A 19,602-nucleotide genomic window follows, 5' to 3' on the forward strand; every position below is an offset into this window, starting at 1 on the left:
CAAGTCAAGGCTGAGTTTCCGGTGATCAGGGGAGGTGCGGCCATGCGTCCGACCATGGAGGACGTCGCCGCGCGGGCGGGGGTTTCCCGCGCACTGGTCTCCCTGGTGATGAGGAATTCACCGAAGGTCTCCGACGCGCGCCGCGCGGCTGTGCTGCGTGCGGCCGAAGAACTCGGCTACCAGCCGCACGTGATGGCGCGCTCCCTGGCCAGCCGGACGTCCACCGTGCTCGGCGTGATGGTCAACGACCTGCGCAACGCCTTCTTCGCCGACGTCGTCGAGGGGCTGGACGCGGCCGCGCAGGCCGCGGGCTTCGACCTCGTGCTCAACACCGGCGGCCGCAGTCCCGCGCGCGAGGGGAACGCCTTGCGCAGCCTGCTTTCCTTCCGGCCGGCGGGGGTCATCCTGCTCTCGCCGGTCGTGCCCGCGTCGGCCATCGAAGCCGCGGCCCGGCAGTGTCCGGTGGTGCTCGTCTCGCGGACGTCGCGAGCGTCCGGTGTGGACACCGTGAACGACGACGGCGAAGCGGGGTCCGCGCTGGCCGTCGACCACCTCGCCGGCCTCGGGCACCGGCGCATCGCCCACCTCGACGGCGGCGGCGCGGCGGGGGCGGCCCAGCGCCGTCGCGGGTTCCAGGCGGCGATGCGGCGCCACGGCCTGGACCCGATCGTGGTGCGCAGCGAGCACACCGACACCGCGGGGGAGAAGTCCGTACGGGAGCTGCTGGCGACGTACTCGCGGGCCGAGCTGCCGACGGGCTTGGTGGCGGGCAACGACTTCAACGCGGTCGGGGCGATCTCGGCTCTCGAAGAGGCGGGGCTGCGCGTGCCCGAGGACGTCTCGGTCGTCGGCTACGACAACACGTCTTTGGCGGCCCTGCGGCACCTCTCACTGACCACAGTGGACCAACCGCGCACCGAGATGGGCCGGCTGGCCTTCGAAGCGCTGGTCGAACGCGTCCGCGGGGAGCGCACGGAGCCGGTCCGGCACCTGCTGCACCCGTCTTTGGTGGTCCGGGCGACCACCGCCGAGGTTCTAGGCACAGGAGGAGCACCACGATGAGGTTGGGACTGGCGGGCACCGGCCGGATCGGCACCGCGCACGCGGAGACGCTGAAGGGGTTCGACGAGGTGGAGTCGGTCGTCGTGGCCGACGTCGACCCCGCGCGAGCCGCTGCCGCGGCCGCGAAGCTCGGCGTCGAATCGGTTTCCCTCGACGAGCTGTTCGCCGCCGGGCTGGACGGCCTGGTCGTCACGGCGGCCACCGACGCGCACCCGGGCCTGATCATCGCGGCGGTCGACGCGGGCATCCCGGTGTTCTGCGAAAAGCCGGTGGCGGCGGACATCCCCGGCACGCTGGCGGTGATCGACCGCATCGGCGCGTCGGACGTCCCGGTCCAGATCGGCTTCCAGCGCCGGTTCGACGCGGGCTACGCGGCGGCGCGGGCGGCGGTGGCGTCGGGCGAGCTGGGCTGGCTGCACACGCTGCGCGCGACGACGTTCGACCCGGCGCCCCCGCCGGCGGAGTACGTCGCCCATTCGGGTGGGCTGTTCCGCGACTGCGGCGTGCACGACTTCGACATCATCCGCTGGGTGAGCGGCCGCGAGGTGACCGAGGTGTACGCGATCGGCGCCAACCGCGGCGAGCGCTTCTTCGTGGATGCGGGCGACGTGGACACGGCGGCGGCGACGCTGACCCTGGACGACGCCACGCTGGCGACGGTCTCCCTGACCCGCTACAACGGCGCGGGCTACGACGTGCGGCTGGAGGCGCTGGGCTCGGTGTCCGGCGTGGTGGTCGGCCTGGACGACCGGGTGCCGCTGCGATCGGTGGAGCCGGGGGTGGCCCCGCTGCCGGGTCCGGCGTACCCGGGGTTCATGGAGCGGTTCCGTCCGGCGTACACGACCGAGCTGAGGGCGTTCCTGGACGTCGTCGCGGGGCGGGCGCCCTCGCCGTGCGGTGCGGCGGACGCGTTGGAGGCGTTCTACATCGCGGAGGCGTGCGAGGTCTCCCGCCGGGAACGGCGTCCGGTGCAGCTGGCGGAGGTCCGGCGCTGATCACGCTGGCACCCCTCGACGAGCGCGCACTGGCCCGGCTGCCGGACGCGGCCGGCGCGGACCCCCTCGAAGTGATGCCACCGGTGGTCGGCCCGCCCGGCTGGACATCGCCCCGCCGGGCGGCGTCCCTGGCCTTCCACCGCGGCCGTTCGCTGGATCCGGCGACGGCCTCGACGACGGCGGACAACGTCGGCGCCCGGTCGCTGCTGGCCGGACTCGGCGCGATGCTCACCACAGACGGCGACGAGGTGCGCGCGGAACTGCCCCTGCGCTGACCAGCCGCGGCAGGATCTCCGTCCGCACGTACTCGTGTGCGTCGCGGGAAGGCAGGATGTGCGGCCCCTGCACCCACACGACCCCGTGCCGCACAGCCGCCGCCGTGACGCGCTCGCGCAGCGGGCCCACCACCCCCGCACCCAGCACCAAGGCGTTCACCACCCCGAGCCGGGTCAGGACCGCCTCCTCCGAAACGGCGCCGTCCGCGGCGAGACCCGCCGCGGACAGCGCCGCCGTCACTCTCGAGACCGTGGCCGGGTTGCGGCCGAACAGGAGCACCTTCATGCCCCCAGCTTCATACCTCGAGGGCGGTTGAGGTCAAGACAGTTCGAGCGTCGGCTGGTACATCTCGATCCAGTGGTACAGGTCGAGCAGCCGGTCCAGCCCGACCCGCGCCGCCGGGTTCATGGTCGCCGGGTCCACTTCGGACACCCGGTGCGCCCAGTTCTTGTCCACCAGGCCGAACACCGAGTGACCCGGCTCCGCCAGGACCTCCTTGACCTGCTGCTGCAACGCCGCCGCGTAGCCCGGGTCCTGCGTCGACGGGTACGGGCTCTTCACCCGCTGGGCCACCGACTCCGGCAGGACATGAGACGTGGCGTGCCGAAGCAGGCTCTTCTCCCGGCCGTCGAACGTCTTCAGCGACCACGGCGTGTTGTACACGTACTCGACCAGCCGGTGGTCGCAGAACGGCACGCGGACCTCCAGGCCCACCGCCATCGACGCGCGGTCCTTGCGGTCGAGCAGCATCCGCACGAACCGGGTCAGGTGGAGGTTGCAGATCGTCCGCATCCGCGCCTCGCGCTCGGACTCGCCGTCCAGGTGGTCGACCGAAGAGACCGCGGTCGCGTACTGGTCCGCGATGTAGGACTCCAGGTCCAGCTTCTGCCGCAGCTCGGTCGTGTACAGCGACGACCGGTCGTCCATCATCGACGTCCGGAACGCCAGCCACGGGAACGTGTCCGCGTTGACGGCCTTCTCGTCGTGGAACCAGCGGTAGCCGCCGAACACCTCGTCGGCCGACTCGCCCGACAATGCCACCGTCGACTCGGCGCGGATCGCCTTGAACAGCAGGTAGAGCGACGTGTCCATGTCGCCGAGGCCGGCCGGGATGTCGCGGGCCTTCAGCACGGCGCGCCGCACCGCCGGGTCGCTCAGCTCGGCCGGGTTGAGCATGACGTTCTGGTGCGCGGACCCGACCAGCTCGGCGACGTCGCGGATGTACGGCGAGTCCGCGGTGTCGCGCATCTCGTCCGGCTTGAAGTTCTCCTCCTGGCCGAAGAAGTCGACGGAGAACGTCCGCAGCCGCTCGCCCTGCTCGGCGAGGTGGGGCGCGGCGAGGCCGGTGACGGCGCTGGAGTCGAGGCCGCCCGAAAGCAGCACGCAGCGCGGGACGTCCGCGACCAGCTGGCGGTGGACGATGTCGGTCATCAGCTCGCGCACGCGGGCGACCGTGGTCTCCTGGTCGTCGGTGTGCTGCTTCGCGTCCAGCTTCCAGTACGTGCGGGTGCGGACGCCCTCCCGGGACACGGTGACGATCGTGCCCGGCTGGACCTCCTCCATGCCCTTCCACAGCGACCAGCCGGGGCGCTTGGTGAACGCCATCAGCTCGCGCAGGCCGTCGGTGTCGACCACCTTGCTCGCCAGCGGGTTGGCCAGGATGGCCTTCGGCTCGGAGCCGAACAGGACGCCGTCGCGGGTCGGGTAGTAGTAGAACGGCTTGATGCCCATCCGGTCGCGGATCATGACGAGCCGGTCGTCGCGCTCGTCCCAGATCGCGAAGGCGTACATGCCGTTGAGGTGGTCGACGACCTCGTCGCCCCACTGCAGGTAGCCGTGCAGGACGACCTCGGTGTCGCTGTCGGTCTCCCACTGGTGCCCGAGCTTCGTCAGCTCTTCCTTCAGCTCGGTGAAGTTGTAGGTCTCACCGCTGTAGACCATCGCGACGTCGCCGTTCGGCGTGTGCACGGACATCGGCTGCCGGCCGCCGGGCAGGTCGATGATGGCCAGCCGCCGGTGGCCGAGTGCGACGTGCTTGCGCACCCACGTGCCGACGTCGTCCGGGCCGCGGCAGGACATGGTCTCCGTCATGGCGTCGACCACGTCCTGGCGGCGGGTGAGGTCGGCGTCGTAGGAAACCCAGCCGGCGATACCGCACATGTGTACCCCTCCCAAGATTTGCTTAGCCGATACAACTATCGGTAACACAGGTGTAACACGGGCTGAAGATCTTGTCTGCCCGAATTGCACGTTCCGCACTTGTTCGGTCACGCGTTGTGTTGTGAGTCACTAACCCACTGCATTCCGTGATTAATCGGCAAACGTTTGCGTGATGGCCGCCACCGGCCATAAAGACGGCGTAAATGGGTGTCAGGAACGCATCAAGAGGCCGTCAGCCGCAGGTCGGGACGGGGTCCCGCAGCCGCAGAGTGAACGCGTCCGGTCACCGAACCCGGTGACCCGTCTTGAGAGGTGCCTGTGGCCGACTTGCTCTACGCCGTCCTGATGATCGGCGTGTTCGTGGTGCTCGCGCTGGCGCTGCGCGGGCTGGAGAAGCTGTGAGCGGCGCGGGAACCGTGGCCAACGTCGTCGGCGGACTGCTGGCGCTGGGCCTCCTCGTCTACCTCTTCGTCGCGCTGATCAAGCCGGAGAAATTCTGATGTCCGACACGACGGCCGGGCTCATCCAGCTCGGCCTCCTCCTCGCCGCCCTCGCCGTGGTCTACAAACCGCTCGGCGACTACCTGGCGCGCGTCTTCTCCACCGAGAAGCACTGGAAGCTCGAAAAGGGCCTCTACAAGCTCTTCCGCGTCAACCCGGACTCCGAGCAGCGGTGGCCGACCTACGCCGCGGGCGTGCTCGGCTTCTCGTTCGTCTCGGTCGTCCTGCTCTACCTGCTGCAACGACTCCAGCCGCTGCTGCCGTGGAGCCTGGGCCGCGGCTCGGTGAGCCCCGGCGTCGCCTTCAACACGGCGGTTTCGTTCGTCACCAACACGAACTGGCAGTCCTACGTCCCCGAGACGACCATGGGCCACTTCGTGCAGATGGCCGGGCTGACCGTGCAGAACTTCCTGTCCGCCGGTGTCGGCCTCGCCGTGGCGATCGCGGTGACGCGCGGGTTCGTCCGGGCGAAGACCGACCGGCTCGGCAACTTCTGGGTGGACCTCACGCGCGGCACGGTCCGCGTCCTGCTGCCGATGGCGTTCGTCTTCGCGATCGTGCTGATCGCGCTCGGCGTGGTGCAGAGCCTCAAGGCCGGTGTCGCCGTGACGAACCCGGACGGCAGCCAGAGCACGATCGCCCTCGCCCCGGCCGCGAGCCAGGAGGCCATCAAGGAACTCGGCACCAACGGCGGCGGCATCCTCAACGCCAACTCCGCGCACCCCTTCGAGAACCCCACCGCCTGGACGAACCTGATCGAGCTGTTCCTGATCCTGGTGATCCCGGTCAGCCTGACCCGCACGTTCGGCAAGCTGGTCGGCAAGCCGAAGCAGGGGTACGTCCTGCTCGCCGTGATGAGCCTGCTGTGGGCCGCGTCGCTGGCGATCATCTGGTTCTCCGAAGCGAACGCGAACAACCCGGCGGCGCTGGCCGCGGGCGCGAGCATGGAAGGCAAGGAACAGCGGTTCGGCATCGGGTTGACGTCGATCTTCGCCGACACGACCACCGGCACGTCGACCGGCGCGATCAACGGCGCTCACGACAGCCTCTCGGGCCTCGGCGGCGGGGGACCGTTGCTGAACATGCTCTACGGCGAGATCTCGCCCGGCGGTGTCGGCACCGGCCTCTACGGCATCCTGGTCATGGCGATCATCGCGATGTTCCTGGCCGGCCTGATGGTCGGGCGTACGCCGGAGTACCTGGGCAAGAAGCTCGGCAAGCGCGAGGTCACCGCCGCGGCGATCGCGATGCTCGCGATGCCGACCGTGGTGCTCCTCGGCTCCGGGATTGCGCTGCTGCTGCCGGACACGGCGGGCGCGCTCGGCAACGGCGGCGCGCACGGCCTGTCCGAAATCCTCTACGGCTACGCGTCCACCGGCAACAACAACGGCAGCGCGTTCGGCGGCCTGACCGCGACGAGCGACTGGTTCCAGTCGTCGTTCGGCGTCGCCATGGCGATCGGCCGGTTCGTGCCGATCCTCGCCGTGCTCTGCCTGGCCGGTTCCCTGGCCGCGCAACGCAAGGTGCCCGAAACCGCGGGCACCCTGCCCACCACCGGGCCGCTGTTCGCCACCATGCTCACCGGCACGGTGGTGCTCGTCGCGGCCCTCACCTTCATCCCGGCGCTCGCGCTCGGGCCCATCGCGGAGGCACTCGCATGACCGTCACCGAAGAACGACCCCAGGTGACTCCCGCCACCGAGACCACGGGACGCGTCGGCGCCGGGGTGTTCAGCCCACGCCAGCTCTGGACGTCGCTGCCCGACGCCTTCCGGAAGCTCAACCCCAAGCACCAGCTCGGCAACCCGGTGATGTTCGTGGTGTGGGTGGGTTCCGCGCTCACCACCGTCTTCGCGGTCACCGACCCGAGCGTGTTCACCATCCTGATCGCCGTCTGGCTCTGGTTCACGGTCCTCTTCGCGAACCTCGCCGAAGCCGTCGCCGAAGGGCGGGGCAAGGCGCAGGCGGAAAGCCTGCGGAAGTCGAAGAAGGAGACCGTCGCCCGCCGCCTCACGGCGAGCGGCTCGGAAGAACAGGTACCGGGCGTCGAGCTGAAGATCGGCGACCTGGTCGTCGTCGAGGCCGGTCAGGTGATCCCGGGTGACGGCGACGTCGTCGAGGGCATCGCGACCGTCGACGAGTCGGCCATCACCGGCGAGTCGGCCCCGGTCATCCGCGAGTCCGGCGGCGACCGGTCGGCCGTCACCGGCGGCACGACCGTGCTGAGCGACCGGGTCGTCGTCAAGATCACGACCAAACCCGGCGAGTCCTTCGTGGACCGCATGATCGCGTTGGTGGAAGGCGCCTCGCGGCAGAAGACGCCGAACGAGATCGCGCTGACCATCCTGCTCTCGACGTTGACGATCATCTTCCTGCTCGCCGTCGTCGCGCTGCAGCCGATGGCCCGCTACTCCGGCAGCGAGCAGTCGGTGATCGTGCTGACCGCGCTCTTGGTCTGCCTGATCCCGACGACGATCGGCGCGCTGCTGTCCGCCATCGGCATCGCCGGGATGGACCGACTGGTGCAGCGCAACGTCCTCGCGACCAGCGGCCGTGCGGTGGAGGCCGCCGGCGACGTCTCGACGCTGCTGCTCGACAAGACCGGCACGATCACCTTCGGCAACCGCCGGGCCACCGAGCTGATCCCGGTCGGATCGTCCACTCCGGACGAACTCGCGCGCGCCGCCCGGCTGGCCAGCCTGGCCGACGAAACCCCCGAGGGACGCAGTGTCGTCGACCTGACGTCGGACCACGCCGGCCAGGACGAGCACGGCGAGTTCGTCCCCTTCACCGCGCAGACGCGGATGTCGGGGCTCGACGTCGGCAGCCGCCGGATCCGCAAGGGCGCCGCTTCCGCGGTCCGCGCGTGGGTGCGGGACAACGGCGGCGAGTTCCCCGACGAGACCGAGCGCGTGGTCGACGAGATCAGCGCCCAGGGCGGCACGCCGCTGGTCGTCGCCGAGGACACCGTGGTGCGCGGGGTGATCCGGCTGTCGGACGTCGTCAAGCCCGGCATGAAGGAGCGGTTCAAGGAACTGCGGGCGATGGGCATCAAGACGGTGATGATCACCGGCGACAACCCGCTCACCGCCAAGGCCATCGCCGCGGACGCGGGGGTCGACGACTACCTCGCCGAGGCCAAGCCCGAAGACAAGATGGCGCTCATCAAGCAGGAGCAGGAGGGCGGGCGCCTGGTCGCGATGACCGGCGACGGCACCAACGACGCGCCCGCGCTCGCGCAGTCCGACGTCGGTGTCGCGATGAACACCGGCACGTCGGCCGCGAAGGAGGCCGGCAACATGGTCGACCTCGACAGCGACCCGACGAAGCTGATCGAGATCGTCGAGATCGGCAAGCAGCTGCTGATCACCCGCGGCGCGCTGACCACGTTCAGCGTCGCCAACGACCTCGCGAAGTACTTCGCGATCCTGCCCGCGATGTTCACCGGCATCTTCGCCCAGCTCGGCGCGCTCAACATCATGCACCTGGCCACGCCGAAGTCGGCGATCCTCTCCGCGGTCATCTTCAACGCGCTGATCATCGTCGTGCTCATCCCGCTGGCCCTGCGCGGCGTGCGGTACAAGCCGTCGTCGGCCTCGGCCCTGCTGCGCCGCAACCTGCTCGTCTACGGCCTCGGCGGCATCGTCAGCCCCTTCCTCGGGATCTGGCTGATCGACCTGCTCGTGCGCCTCATCCCTGGAATCGGGTGAATGTCGTGAACACTCTCGTCAAGCAGACCTGGGCCGGGCTGCGCGTGCTGGTCGTGCTGACCGTCCTGCTCGGTGTGCTCTACCCCCTCGCGGTCTGGGCGATCGCCCGCATCCCCGGCCTGGAGGGCAACGCCGAAGGCTCGGTTGTCACGCAGAACGGCCAGGCCGTCGGGTCGTCGCTGATCGGCGTCGACCCGGTGCCCGCCGACCCCGCGCACGACCCGTGGTTCCACAACCGGCCCTCGGCGCTCTCGAAGGACGCGCTCGGCCCCGGCGACCCGTCGACGTCCGGCGCGTCCAACAAGGGCCCGTACAACGAGGACCTCGTGAAGACCATCGGCGAGCGCAAGGACGCCATCGCGAAGCGCGAAGGCGTGTCACCCGGCCAGGTACCGCCGGACGCCGTCACCGCGTCCGGTTCGGGCCTCGACCCGGCGATCAGCGTCGCCTACGCCGATCTTCAAGCACAGCGCGTCGCGCGCGTCACCGGCTTGCCGCTCGACCGGGTGAAGCAGCTGATCGAAGCGAACACGAGCGGCGCGGGAATCGGGGTCCCGGGCGTGAATGTGCTCCAGCTCAACTTGGCCGTGCAAGCCGCGGCCGGAGGGGCACACTGACAGCGTGACCACTGAAGACGCCCCGAAGCCGCGCCGCGGGGAGCTGAGGATCTACCTCGGCGCGGCTCCGGGGGTCGGCAAGACCTTCGCCATGCTCGGCGAAGCCCGGCGACGGCTCGACCGCGGCACCGACGTCGTCGTCGGGCTGGTCGAGACGCACGGCCGCGAGAAGACCGCGGTGCTCCTGGACGGCTTGGAGACGGTGCCGCGGCGGCACGCCGATCACCGCGGCCGCGAGTTCGACGAGATGGACCTCGACGCGATCCTCGCGCGGGCCCCGGAGGTCGCCGTCGTCGACGAGCTGGCCCACACGAACGTGCCGGGCTCGCGCAACGCCAAGCGCTGGCAGGACGTCGAGCAGCTCCTGGAGGCCGGGATCGACGTGCTGTCGACGGTCAACGTGCAGCACCTGCAGAGCCTCAACGACGTCGTCGAGCGCATCACCGGCGTCACCCAGCAGGAGACCGTGCCGGACGAGGTCGTCCGCCGCGCCGAGCAGCTCGAGCTGGTCGACATCACCCCGGAGGCGCTGCGGCGGCGGCTCGCCCACGGCAACGTCTACCCGGCCGAGCGGATCGACGCCGCGCTCGGCAACTACTTCCGCCCCGGCAACCTCACCGCGCTGCGCGAGCTGGCGCTGCTCTGGGTGGCAGACCAGGTCGACGTCGCCCTGCAGCGCTACCGCGCCGAGCAGCGGATCACCGACACGTGGGAGGCGCGCGAACGCGTCGTCGTCTCCATCACCGGCGGCGCGGAGAGCGAGACGCTCATCCGCCGCGCCAGCCGGATCGCCACCCGGGCCGGCGCCGAGCTGCAGGTCGTCCACATCCTGCGCGGCGACGGCCTGTCCGGGCTCGGCCCGGCCGCGATCGCCCGCTGCCGGACGCTGGCCGAAGAGGTCGGCGCGACCTTCCACACCGTCGTCGGCGACGACGTGCCGACCGCGCTGCTGGACTTCGCGCGCGGCGTGAACGCAACCCAGCTGGTGATCGGCACTTCGCGGCGCTCGCGCGTGGCGCGGCTGTTCGACGAGGGGATCGGGGCCGGCGTGGTCCGGCAGTCGGGGCCGATCGACGTCCACATGGTCACCCACGCCGAGGCTGGCGGGCGCTTGCGGGCGCGGCTGAGCGCGAGCCCGCTGGGGTTCTCGCGGCTGGTCGCGGGCTGGGTGCTCAGCGTCGTCCTGCCGGTGCTGGTGACCGTCGTCGGGTTCTTCATCCCGTCCGGGCTGGACTTCGCCACCGACGTCATCTCCTACGTGCTGGCGACCGTGGTCGTGGCGCTGGTCGGCGGCCTCGGACCGGCGCTGGTCGCGGCCGTGCTCGGCGCCGGGCTGCTCAACTTCTTCTTCACGCCGCCGCTGTACACGCTCAACGTGCACACCCCGCAGAACCTGGTGACGCTGATCGCGATGGTCGTGGTCGCGGTGCTCGTCGCGCTGGTCGTCGACCAGGCCGCGCGCCGGGCCACCCAGGCGGCGCGGGCGCGGACCGAGGCGGCGCTGCTCGCCTCCTACGCCCGGACCGTGCTCACCCACACCAACCCCATCGAACGGTTGTTGGAGAAGGTCCGCGAGAACTTCGCGCTGACGTCGGTGACGCTGCTGGAGAAGCAGGAAGGCGACTGGCATCGCGTGGCGGTCGCGGGGGAGCACCCGTGCGCCGACCCGGACGAGGCCGACGTGGACATCGCCGTCACCGCCGACGTCCACCTGACCCTGCGCGGGCGTGCTCTGCCGGCGGCCGACCGGCGGGTGCTGGAAGCCGTGGCCGGGCAGGCGTTGCTCGCCCTGCGCCAGCAGCGGGCGGCCGCCGCCGCGGCGCGCGCCGAGCGCAAGGCGGAGGCGACCGAGCTGCGCACGACGCTGCTGTCGGCCGTCGGACACGACCTGCGCACGCCGCTGACGTCGATCAAGGCGTCGATTGGCAGCCTGCGCGCGCCGGATCTGCGGCTGTCCGAAGAGGACACCGCCGAGCTGATGGAGGCCATCGAGCTGTCGGCCGACCGGCTGGCCGGGCTGATCGACAACCTCCTCGACTCGTCGCGCCTGGCCACCGGGGCGGTGCAGCCGCTCCTGCGTCCGGTCGGCTACGACGAGGTCGTCGCGCACGCTTTGTCCAATGTGGACTCCTCGGACGCGGTGCGGGTGGCCGTGGACGACCAGCTCCCGGCGGTCCTCGCCGACCCCGGCCTGCTGGAACGCGTGGTCGCGAACGTGCTGGACAACGCCCTGCGGCACGGCGGGGCGCCGGTGTCGGCGCGGGCCAGCGCGCACTCCGGGCACGTCGAGCTGCGGATCGTCGACCACGGCAAGGGCCTGCGCAAGGGGACCGCGGACTCGGCGTTCGCGCCCTTCCAGCGTCTCGGCGGTGACCGGGACACGACGCCGGGCGTCGGGCTCGGCCTGTCCGTGGCGAAGGGGTTCACCGAAGCGATGGGCGGGACGATCCGCGCCGAGGACACGCCGGGCGGCGGCCTCACGGTCGTGATCTCCTTGCCGGAGCACAGCGTCACGTTCGAGGAGGTGCGATGAACGACCTGGGCGCCACCGTGCTGGTGGTCGACGACGAGCCGCAGATCGTGCGGGCGCTGCGGATCAACCTGAACGCCCGCGGCTACAAGGTGATCACCGCGCACGACGGCACGGCCGCCTTGAAAGCGGTGGCCGAGACCAAGCCGGACGTCGTGGTGCTCGACCTGGGGCTGCCGGACCTGGACGGCACGGAGGTGATCGCCGGCTTGCGCGGCTGGACGACGGTCCCGATCATCGTGCTGTCCGCCCGCGGCGACTCGGCCGACAAGGTCCAGGCCCTGGACGCGGGCGCGGACGACTACGTCACCAAGCCGTTCGGCATGGACGAGCTGCTGGCCCGGTTGCGGGCGGCGGTCCGCCGCTCGGCGGTGACGGGCGCGGACGACGTGGACGCGGTGGTGGAGACGGCGTCGTTCAGTGTCGACCTGGCCGCGAAGAAGGTCCGCCTGAGCGACGGCGACGAAGTCCACCTGACGAAGACCGAGTGGGGCGTGCTGGAGCTGCTGGTGCGCAACCGCGGGCGGCTGGTGGCGCAGAAGCAGCTGCTGCACGAGGTGTGGGGGCCGTCCTACGAGCGGGAGTCCCACTACCTGCGGGTGTACCTGGCCCAGCTGCGGCGCAAGCTGGAGCCGGAGCCGTCGCGGCCCCGGCACCTGCTCACCGAACCGGGCATGGGTTACCGCTTCGAGGTCTGACCCGCTGGGTACCCCACGTCCATGGACGGGTCGAAGACGTGGCTGCTCGGCGGTGAGCGCATCCCGCCGGTGATCGTGCTGACGCTGGCGGTGGGGGCGACCTTCGGGGCGTTCGGCTGGATCCTCACGGCCTTCGACGGCGTCGAGGTGGGCTGGGCGAGGTGGTTGCGCATCGCGGCCGCGGGCGCCGGAGTCCTGTTGACGGTGTACCTGTGGAGGTTGTTCGCCCACCGCCTCCGGCGCGACGGCTAGTCCCGGTGACCGGGGGGAAGCGGCGAACCCCCGTGGCTAGAACCAGAAGGTGGGCTGCTCGATTCCGAACCGCAGCTTCGCGTACCGCTTCGAAGCCGCCGCCGAGAAGTAGATGTGCTGGGAAGCCGCGTGGAGGTCGCGGAAGCAGCGCTGCAGTGGCTGGTCCGCGTGCAGCGCCCCGCCCCCGCGAAACCGAACGCCGTGGTCACCGCGTTCAGCGACGCCTGCATCGCCTGCTGGGTCGCCAGCAGGAACTGCCCCCGCCGAGCCACGTCCGGGACGTCGCCGGCGCACGCCGTCTCCCACAGCTCGCCGAGCGCGTCGAAGACGAACGCCCGTGCGGAGCGCAGCTGGCCTTCGGCGCGGGTCAGGGCGATCTGGACGTCGCCGTCCTCGGCGATCGGGCCCGGGCCCGGCGGGCGGAACTTCGCCGGCGCGAACATCGTGAACTCGTCCAGCGCCCGGCGCGCGATGCCGAGCGGGACGCCCGCCATCATCGTGCCCACCAGGGTGAAGAACGGGAACCGCCACAGCGGCCCCTCGTGGCGCGCCGGGTTCGTGAACGGGGACGCGGTGTGCTCCGCGCGCACGACCGCCTCGATCTCGACGTCGTGGCTGCCGGTGCCGCGCAGGCCGGTTACGTCCCAGTTGTCGAGCACCCGCACCCCGGCGGCGGGGACGAAGGCCAGCCGCCAGTCGCGGGGGTCGCCGTCGGCGAAGGCGCCGCCGAAGAACAGGTCCGCGTGCGGGCTGCCACTGCAGAACGCCCAGCGCCCGGTGAGCCCGAACTTGCCGTCGCCGTCGCTGGTCAGCCGGCCCATCGGCGCGAACACGCCGCCGCCGATCGGGTCCGGGACGGCCGCGGTCAGCTCGGTCGCCGCGGCCGGATCGAGCCAGGCGAGGAACGCCGAGCCGTTGCCGATCATGATCGTCCAGCCGGCGGAGCCGTCCGCGCGGCAGAGCTCCTCGACCACCTCGACGATCTCGGCGGGCGGCAGCTCCAGCCCGCCGAGCGCCCGCGGTGTCGCGAGGCGGAAGAGCTCGGCGGCCCGCGCCCGCTCGACGAGGTCGCGCGGCAGCGTCCGCAGCTGTTCGGCTTCCACGGCCCGCGCGCTCAGCTCGGGCGCGAGCTCCCGCGCGGCGGTCACGGCGTCGGTGGTGGCTTGTCCCATCATGGTCAGCGCCCCCTCGGGGTGTCACGATAGATGGACGACTATTAGATAGAGGAGTCTCTACTCAAATGTCCGACCCTGTCAAGCGCCGGTACGACACGTCCCGGCGTCAGGAGCAGGCGCGGGAGAACCGCCGCCGGATCCTGACGGCGGCGTCGGGCCTCTTCCGCGAGAAGGGGTACGCGGGCACCGCGATGCCCGAGGTCGCGAAGGTCGCGGGGGTCGCGGTCCAGACCGTCTACAAGGCGTTCGCGAACAAGGCGACCCTGCTCAAGGCCGTCTTCGACGTCACCCTCGCCGGCGACGACGAGGACGTCCCCATAGCCGGCCGCGACTTCATCGCCGCGATCCAGGCCGAGCCGGACGCCGCCCGGAAGATCGGGATGTACCTCGAGCACCTCGCCGCGGTCGCCCCGGCGGTGACGCCGGTGCAGCTGCTCGCCCGCGACGCGGCCGCCGCCGACCCCGCGGCCGCCGAGGTCTGGAGGCAGATGCGCCGCGAAACGCTGACGGCGATGACGTACTTCGCGGCGGACCTGCTCGCCACCGGGCAGGTCAAGCCCGGCCTGGCCGCCGACGACGTCCGCGACGTCCTGTGGACCTACCACGGTCCGGAGCAGTACGAGCTGCTGTGCCTGGAGCGCGGGTGGCCGCCGGAGCGCTACGGCCAGTTCCTGCGCGACGCGATCGTCGCCGCGGTCCTGGTCTAGACATGCCGGAGGCCACCGCCGCGGCGGTGGCCTCCGGGGCTGCCCTTGTCGCTACTGCGCGTGCGTGGTGCTGCCGCCCGTCGTCGAGGACGTGCCGGTCCCGGTCGGCGACGGCGAACCCGCGGTGCTGGTCCCGCCTCCACCGGTCGGCGACGGCGTCGTCGTCGGGGGCGTGGTCGTGGGATCCGGTGTCGTGGTCGGCGGCGTCGTCTTGGGCGTCGTCGGGGGCGTGGTCTTCGGCGTCGTCACCGGGGGCGGGTTGCCCGTGTCGTCGCGGGGCGGCGGGGGCGGGTCGGCGTGGGTGACCACCGTGGTCGTGGTCTTGCCGTCCGGGCTGACCGACACGACCGTGCTCGGCGCGATCGACGGGGCGGCCGACGACGTCGGCGACGTCGGCGCGCCGACGGTCGACGGGCCCGCCGACGAGGGGGTGTTCGACGCCGTCTGCAGGCCGGCCTGCGAGGTGCCCTGGCCGCCGATGCCGCCGGGGCCGCCCGCGGTGGTGGCGGGGTCGGGGCCGGCGAGCTCGGCGACCGCGGCGAACGCGGTCGCGACGACCAGCCCGGCCACCCCGAGCACGACGTACCCGGTGCGGTTCGGTTTGCTGCTCTTCGGCGGGGCGGTGTCGATCCTGGTCACGTGCGAGCTCGATGCGGACCCGTCGGGGCGGGGCATTGCAGGCTCCTCGGGGGGTCGGGAGGCGCGGTGGGAGGTCGTGAATCGATCACTGCTTCCCCGGGCGGGGGAACCCGGGAGGACGACCTCGGCGGCGAGGCTATCACCGTCGGTGCCCTATTCGGCCAGGTAGTGAGCCTGCGTGATCACTGTGCGCAGTCGATGTGTCCGGAAAGGATGAAAGCGTGAGTGAGCAACAAACGAACACACGATTGACGGCGTGGGTGCGCGGCCGGGTCCAGGGGGTCGGTTTCCGCTGGTGGACCCGCAGCAGGGCGCTCGAGCTCGGCCTGGTGGGCAGTGCTCGCAACATGCCCGACGGGCGTGTCGAGGTCATAGCGGAGGGTGATCGAGACCACTGTGAGCGGTTGCTGGCCATCCTGCGGTCGGGAGAATCACCCGGAAGTGTGGAGACCGTTGTCGAGCGCTGGTCCGACCCGAAAGGGGGACTCAGCGGCTTCCTGGAACGCTGACGCGGGCCTTGGTACTTCCGGGGCGGGTGTGGCGCAGGAGGTTGCTGTGACCTCCGAGGATGTGCTAAGGCGCGCCGATGAGGGGGCGCGTCCGGCGGCCCGTGGGGACCCCCGGGTAGCCTGGGACGATTGAATCGCCAGTACCGGCAGCCAGAGGGGTCAGCACCCAGTGCACCTGAAAAGCCTGACGCTCAAGGGCTTCAAGTCCTTCGCCTCGGCCACCACGCTGCGCTTCGAGCCGGGCATCACCTGCGTTGTCGGGCCGAACGGCTCGGGCAAGTCCAACGTGCTGGACGCCCTGCGCTGGGTCATGGGCACCCAGGGCGCCAAGGACCTGCGCGGCGGCAAGATGGAGGACGTCATCTTCGCCGGCACCGCGGGCCGCGCCCCGCTCGGCCGCGCCGAGGTCACCCTCACCATCGACAACGCCGACGGCGCGCTCCCCATCGAGTACGCCGAGGTGTCGATCACCCGCCGGATGTTCCGCGACGGCGCCAGCGAGTACGAGATCAACGGCGACCGCTGCCGCCTGATGGACGTCCAGGAACTGCTGTCGGACTCCGGCATCGGCCGCGAGATGCACGTCATCGTCGGGCAGGGCCAGCTCTCGGCGATCCTTGAATCCAAGCCCGAAGAGCGCCGCGCCTTCATCGAAGAGGCCGCCGGCGTCCTCAAGCACCGCAAGCGCAAGGAACAGACCCTGCGCAAGCTGGCCAACATGCAGGGCAACCTCGACCGCCTCGGCGACCTCACCACCGAGCTGCGCCGCCAGCTCAAGCCGCTGGGCAAGCAGGCCGAGATCGCCCGGCGGGCCCAGGCCGTCCAGTCCGAGCTGCGCGACTCCCGCCTGCGCCTGCTCGCCGACGACCTGGTCACCCAGCGCAGCGCGATCTCCCGCGACGAGGCCGACGAGAAGACCGCCCGCCAGCGCCGCGCCGAGGTCGAGCAGACCCTCGAGATCGTCTCCGCCGAGGAGACCGAGCTGGAGTCGTCGCTCGCCGAGGACGCGCCGCTGCTGCAGACCGCCCAGGAAACCTGGTACAAGCTCTCCGCGCTGGCCGAGCGCCTGCGCGGCACCGTCCGGCTGGCCATCGAGCGGCAGCGCCACCTGTCGGCCGACGTCTCGACGTCGACCGGCGGCCGTGATCCCGAAGAGCTCCTCGAAGAGGCCGAGCGCGTCGCCGAGCAGGAAGAGGAGCTCAACGAGGCCGTCATGGAGGCCCGGGAGCTGCTCGCCCAGACCGTCCTCCGGCGCGAAGACCTCGAACAGCGCGTCCAGGCCGCCGAGCGCGCGCACTGGGCCGCCGTCCGCGCGATCGCCGACCGCCGCGAGGGCATGGCCAAGCTGACCGGCCAGGTCGAGGCGCTGCGCAGCAAGAACGGCGCCACCTCCGACGAGATCGACCGCCTCAGCGTCTCCCTCGAGGAGTCCGCGGAACGCGCCGAGATCGCCGTCGAAGAGCTCGAAGTAGCGAAGGCGGAAGGCGGCGTCGAGGAGTCCGACGACTCCGGCCTGATGGACCGCCACGACCGCGCGGTCGAGGCCAACAACGCGGCCAAGGCGCGCGTCGAAGAGCTGGTCAAGGCCGAACGCGCCGCCGAGCGCGAGATCGCGTCCGAGAAGGCGCGCGTCGAGGCGCTGTCGATGGGCCTGCGGCGCAAGGACGGCGCGGGCGCGCTGCTCGGCGCGTCCCACGAGCTGCCGGGCCTGCTCGGCTCGGTCGCCGCGCTGCTGACCGTCGAGCCGGGCTACGAGGTCGCGCTGGCCGCGGCACTCGGCCCGGTGGCCGACGCGGTCGCCGTCACCGGCGGCGAGGACGCCCTGCGCGCCCTGAAGTACTTGAAGGACACCGACTCCGGCCGCGCGGGCATCCTGCTCGGCGGGCCTGAGTCCACTGTGGACACGTACTCGTGGCCGTCGCTGCCGGACGGCGCGCGCTGGGCCCGCGAGGTCGTCACGGCGCCGGCGCAGCTGCGGCCCGCCGTCGAGCAGGCCCTCGACAAGCTCGCCCTGGTCCGCGACCTCGAGTCGGCGCGCCACCTGGTCGCCGTGCACCCGGAGGTCCGGGCGGTCACGGCCGAGGGCGACGTCTTCGGCGCCCGCTGGGCGATCGGCGGCTCGGGCAAGCGCGAGAGCGTCATCGAGGTCCAGGCGGCCGTCGACGAGGCCGGGGAGCGGCTGCGCACGGCCGAACGCTCGCTGGAGCGCTACGCGGCCGAGCTGGAAGGCGCCCGCGCCGAGCAGCAAGCGCGTCGCGAAGAGGTTTCCCAGGCCAAGGACGCCCTCGGCGAGGCCAAGGTGCGCAAGGCACGCTCGTCGGAGCGGCTCAGCCGGCTGCAGCAGGCGGCCCGCCAGGCCCAGGCCGAGGTCGAACGCTTCAGCGGCCAGCGCGCGAAGGTCGAGCAGAGCCGCGAGCAGGCCCTGGCCCAGCTCGCCGAGCTGGAGGAACGGCTCGCCGCCGTCGCCGAGCAGCCCGTCGAGGACGACCCGGACACCGCCGAGCGCGACGCCGCCGTCGAAGAGCTGGCCGTCGTCCGGCAGGAAGAGATGGAAGCGCGGCTCGCGCAGCGCACCGCCGAAGAGCGGGCGCGCAGCATCGCGGGCAAGGCCGAGGGCCTCCGCCGCGCCGCGCACGCCGAGCAGCAGGCCCGCGAACGCGCCGAGCGCGCGGCCGCGAACCGCAAGCGCGGCGCCGAGATCGCCAACGCCGTCGTCAACGGCGGCGAGATCGCCCTGGACCGCATCGAGCAGTCGGTCCAGCGCGCGGCTGCCGAGCGCGACCAGGTCCAGGCCCGCCGCCAGAGCCGCGAGGCCGCGCTGACCGGCGTCCGCGCCAAGGTCCGCGAGCTGACCGGCGAGCTGGAGAAGCTGACCGACGCCGTCCACCGCGACGAGGTCCTGCGCGCCGAGCAGCGGCTCCGGCTGGAGACCCTGGAAGCCAAGATCGCCGAGGACTTCGGCATCGGGCTCACGGAACTGGTGCAGGAGTACGGCCCGGACGTCCCGGTCCCGCCGAGCGCGGGCGAGATGGCCGAGTACGAGGCGGCCAAGGACCGCGGCGAGGACGTCACCCCGCCGCCGCCGATGCCCTACGACCGCGACACCCAGGCTCGCCGCGCCAAGCGCGCCGAGAAGGACTTGTCGTTGCTGGGCAAGGTGAACCCGCTGGCGCTCGAGGAGTTCGCGGCGCTGGAGGAGCGGTACAAGTTCCTCTCCACGCAGCTGGAGGACCTCAAGGACACGCGCAAGGACCTCGAGGCGGTCATCAAGCAGGTCGACGAGAAGATCCTCGAGGTCTTCGCCGGGGCCTACGCGGACGTGGCCCGCGAGTTCGAGACGGTGTTCAGCGTGCTGTTCCCCGGCGGCGAGGGCCGGATGGTCCTGACCGAGCCGGACGACCTGCTGAGCACCGGCGTCGACGTCGAAGCGCGCCCGCCGGGCAAGAAGGTCAAGCGGCTTTCGCTGCTGTCCGGTGGCGAGAAGTCGCTGGTCGCGGTGGGCATGCTGGTCGCGATCTTCCGCGCCCGGCCGTCACCCTTCTACGTGATGGACGAGGTCGAGGCCGCGCTGGACGACACCAACATGCGCCGGCTGATCGGGCTCCTGGAGCAGCTGCGCGACTCGTCGCAGCTGATCATCATCACCCACCAGAAGCCGACGATGGAGATCGCCGACGCGCTCTACGGCGTGAGCATGCAGGGCGACGGCATCACGAAGGTGATCTCGCAGCGCCTGCGCACGGCCGACGACGAGCCGGTCGCGGTCGGCTGAC

General features: G+C 71.5%; 16 protein-coding genes and 1 pseudogene. 13 read left to right on the plus strand and 4 right to left on the minus strand.

The window, feature by feature from the left end; all coding sequences use genetic code 11:
- Nucleotides 1–42 precede the first annotated feature (42 nt).
- The 3 genes from AA23TX_RS24850 to AA23TX_RS24860 are packed head-to-tail and all read left to right on the plus strand — an operon-like array spanning nt 43 to nt 2,332.
- Nucleotides 43–1,062 carry a LacI family DNA-binding transcriptional regulator gene (locus AA23TX_RS24850; RefSeq protein WP_155545255.1) on the plus strand — a complete coding sequence of 340 codons (1,020 nt, stop codon included), beginning with the start codon at nt 43–45 and terminating at the stop codon, nt 1,060–1,062.
- Nucleotides 1,059–2,057 (plus strand): Gfo/Idh/MocA family protein, encoded by a 999-nt coding sequence (locus tag AA23TX_RS24855; protein WP_196425517.1) that lies wholly within the window; start codon nt 1,059–1,061, stop codon nt 2,055–2,057. The genes AA23TX_RS24850 and AA23TX_RS24855 overlap by 4 nt, the downstream gene beginning before the upstream one ends.
- Nucleotides 2,000–2,332 (plus strand): hypothetical protein, encoded by a 333-nt coding sequence (locus AA23TX_RS24860; RefSeq protein WP_155545256.1) that lies wholly within the window; start codon nt 2,000–2,002, stop codon nt 2,330–2,332. Before AA23TX_RS24855 ends, AA23TX_RS24860 begins: the two co-directional genes overlap by 58 nt.
- On the opposite strand, the gene AA23TX_RS24865 is transcribed toward AA23TX_RS24860, so the two are convergent.
- Both AA23TX_RS24865 and asnB read right to left on the minus strand, forming a co-directional pair.
- Nucleotides 2,286–2,618: a hypothetical protein gene (locus tag AA23TX_RS24865; RefSeq protein WP_155545257.1), complete on the minus strand. Its 333-nt coding sequence runs from the start codon at nt 2,616–2,618 to the stop codon at nt 2,286–2,288. The two genes, AA23TX_RS24860 and AA23TX_RS24865, sit on opposite strands and share 47 nt — an antisense overlap.
- A gap of 33 nt (nt 2,619–2,651) precedes the next feature.
- Nucleotides 2,652–4,493, minus strand: a complete 1,842-nt coding sequence (gene asnB / locus AA23TX_RS24870; RefSeq protein ID WP_155545258.1) for an asparagine synthase (glutamine-hydrolyzing) — start codon at nt 4,491–4,493, stop codon at nt 2,652–2,654.
- A 398-nt stretch (nt 4,494–4,891) separates the two neighbouring features.
- Here asnB and kdpF point away from each other — a divergent pair, with 398 nt between their 5' ends.
- The 7 genes from kdpF to AA23TX_RS24905 are packed head-to-tail and all read left to right on the plus strand — an operon-like array spanning nt 4,892 to nt 12,799.
- Entirely contained in the window at nt 4,892–4,993 is a 102-nt protein-coding gene (gene kdpF, locus AA23TX_RS24875; RefSeq protein ID WP_155545259.1) for a K(+)-transporting ATPase subunit F, read from the plus strand.
- Entirely contained in the window at nt 4,993–6,654 is a 1,662-nt protein-coding gene (gene kdpA / locus AA23TX_RS24880; protein WP_155545260.1) for a potassium-transporting ATPase subunit KdpA, read from the plus strand. Before kdpF ends, kdpA begins: the two co-directional genes overlap by 1 nt.
- Entirely contained in the window at nt 6,651–8,702 is a 2,052-nt protein-coding gene (gene kdpB, locus AA23TX_RS24885) for a potassium-transporting ATPase subunit KdpB (protein ID WP_155545261.1), read from the plus strand. Before kdpA ends, kdpB begins: the two co-directional genes overlap by 4 nt.
- Before the next feature lie 5 nt (nt 8,703–8,707).
- Complete coding sequence (locus AA23TX_RS24890) at nt 8,708–9,319, plus strand: potassium-transporting ATPase subunit C (RefSeq protein ID WP_155545262.1); 612 nt, start codon at nt 8,708–8,710, stop codon at nt 9,317–9,319.
- A 4-nt stretch (nt 9,320–9,323) separates the two neighbouring features.
- Nucleotides 9,324–11,852, plus strand: a complete 2,529-nt coding sequence (locus tag AA23TX_RS24895) for a sensor histidine kinase (RefSeq protein WP_155545263.1) — start codon at nt 9,324–9,326, stop codon at nt 11,850–11,852.
- The gene (locus AA23TX_RS24900; protein WP_155545264.1) at nt 11,849–12,547 is read left to right on the plus strand and encodes a response regulator; all 699 of its coding nucleotides are present in this window, start codon (nt 11,849–11,851) and stop codon (nt 12,545–12,547) included. The genes AA23TX_RS24895 and AA23TX_RS24900 overlap by 4 nt, the downstream gene beginning before the upstream one ends.
- Nucleotides 12,548–12,568: 21 nt before the next feature.
- Nucleotides 12,569–12,799, plus strand: a complete 231-nt coding sequence (locus AA23TX_RS24905) for a hypothetical protein (RefSeq protein WP_155545265.1) — start codon at nt 12,569–12,571, stop codon at nt 12,797–12,799.
- Nucleotides 12,800–12,835: 36 nt separating this feature from the next.
- Here AA23TX_RS24905 and AA23TX_RS24910 read toward each other — a convergent pair.
- A pseudogene (locus AA23TX_RS24910) lies at nt 12,836–13,974 on the minus strand (acyl-CoA dehydrogenase family protein).
- 65 nt (nt 13,975–14,039) lie between these two features.
- On the opposite strand from AA23TX_RS24910, the gene AA23TX_RS24915 reads away from it, so the two are divergent.
- Nucleotides 14,040–14,681 carry a TetR/AcrR family transcriptional regulator gene (locus AA23TX_RS24915; protein ID WP_155545266.1) on the plus strand — a complete coding sequence of 214 codons (642 nt, stop codon included), beginning with the start codon at nt 14,040–14,042 and terminating at the stop codon, nt 14,679–14,681.
- A gap of 51 nt (nt 14,682–14,732) precedes the next feature.
- Here the strand turns inward: AA23TX_RS24915 and AA23TX_RS24920 are convergent, their stop codons facing one another.
- Nucleotides 14,733–15,320, minus strand: coding sequence for a hypothetical protein (locus AA23TX_RS24920; protein ID WP_155545267.1), 588 nt, complete (start codon nt 15,318–15,320; stop codon nt 14,733–14,735).
- Nucleotides 15,321–15,541: 221 nt separating this feature from the next.
- Between AA23TX_RS24920 and AA23TX_RS24925 the strand changes: the two genes are divergently transcribed.
- Nucleotides 15,542–15,829, plus strand: a complete 288-nt coding sequence (locus AA23TX_RS24925) for an acylphosphatase (protein ID WP_155545268.1) — start codon at nt 15,542–15,544, stop codon at nt 15,827–15,829.
- A 169-nt stretch (nt 15,830–15,998) separates the two neighbouring features.
- The gene (gene smc / locus AA23TX_RS24930; protein WP_155545269.1) at nt 15,999–19,601 is read left to right on the plus strand and encodes a chromosome segregation protein SMC; all 3,603 of its coding nucleotides are present in this window, start codon (nt 15,999–16,001) and stop codon (nt 19,599–19,601) included.
- Nucleotide 19,602 lies beyond the last annotated feature (1 nt).

The organism is Amycolatopsis camponoti (assembly GCF_902497555.1).
GTDB lineage: Bacteria > Actinomycetota > Actinomycetes > Mycobacteriales > Pseudonocardiaceae > Amycolatopsis > Amycolatopsis camponoti.

Excerpts from the sequence above, each read along its gene's own strand:
- AA23TX_RS24850 (WP_155545255.1), top strand. The coding sequence starts at position 43 with ATGCGTCCGACCATGGAGGACGTCGCCGCGCGGGCGGGGGTTTCCCGC.
- AA23TX_RS24855 (WP_196425517.1), top strand. The coding sequence starts at position 1,059 with ATGAGGTTGGGACTGGCGGGCACCGGCCGGATCGGCACCGCGCACGCG.
- AA23TX_RS24865 (WP_155545257.1), bottom strand. The coding sequence starts at position 2,618 with ATGAAGGTGCTCCTGTTCGGCCGCAACCCGGCCACGGTCTCGAGAGTG.
- asnB (WP_155545258.1), bottom strand. The coding sequence starts at position 4,493 with ATGTGCGGTATCGCCGGCTGGGTTTCCTACGACGCCGACCTCACCCGC.
- kdpA (WP_155545260.1), top strand. The coding sequence starts at position 4,993 with ATGTCCGACACGACGGCCGGGCTCATCCAGCTCGGCCTCCTCCTCGCC.
- kdpB (WP_155545261.1), top strand. The coding sequence starts at position 6,651 with ATGACCGTCACCGAAGAACGACCCCAGGTGACTCCCGCCACCGAGACC.
- AA23TX_RS24900 (WP_155545264.1), top strand. The coding sequence starts at position 11,849 with ATGAACGACCTGGGCGCCACCGTGCTGGTGGTCGACGACGAGCCGCAG.
- AA23TX_RS24905 (WP_155545265.1), top strand. The coding sequence starts at position 12,569 with ATGGACGGGTCGAAGACGTGGCTGCTCGGCGGTGAGCGCATCCCGCCG.
- AA23TX_RS24915 (WP_155545266.1), top strand. The coding sequence starts at position 14,040 with ATGTCCGACCCTGTCAAGCGCCGGTACGACACGTCCCGGCGTCAGGAG.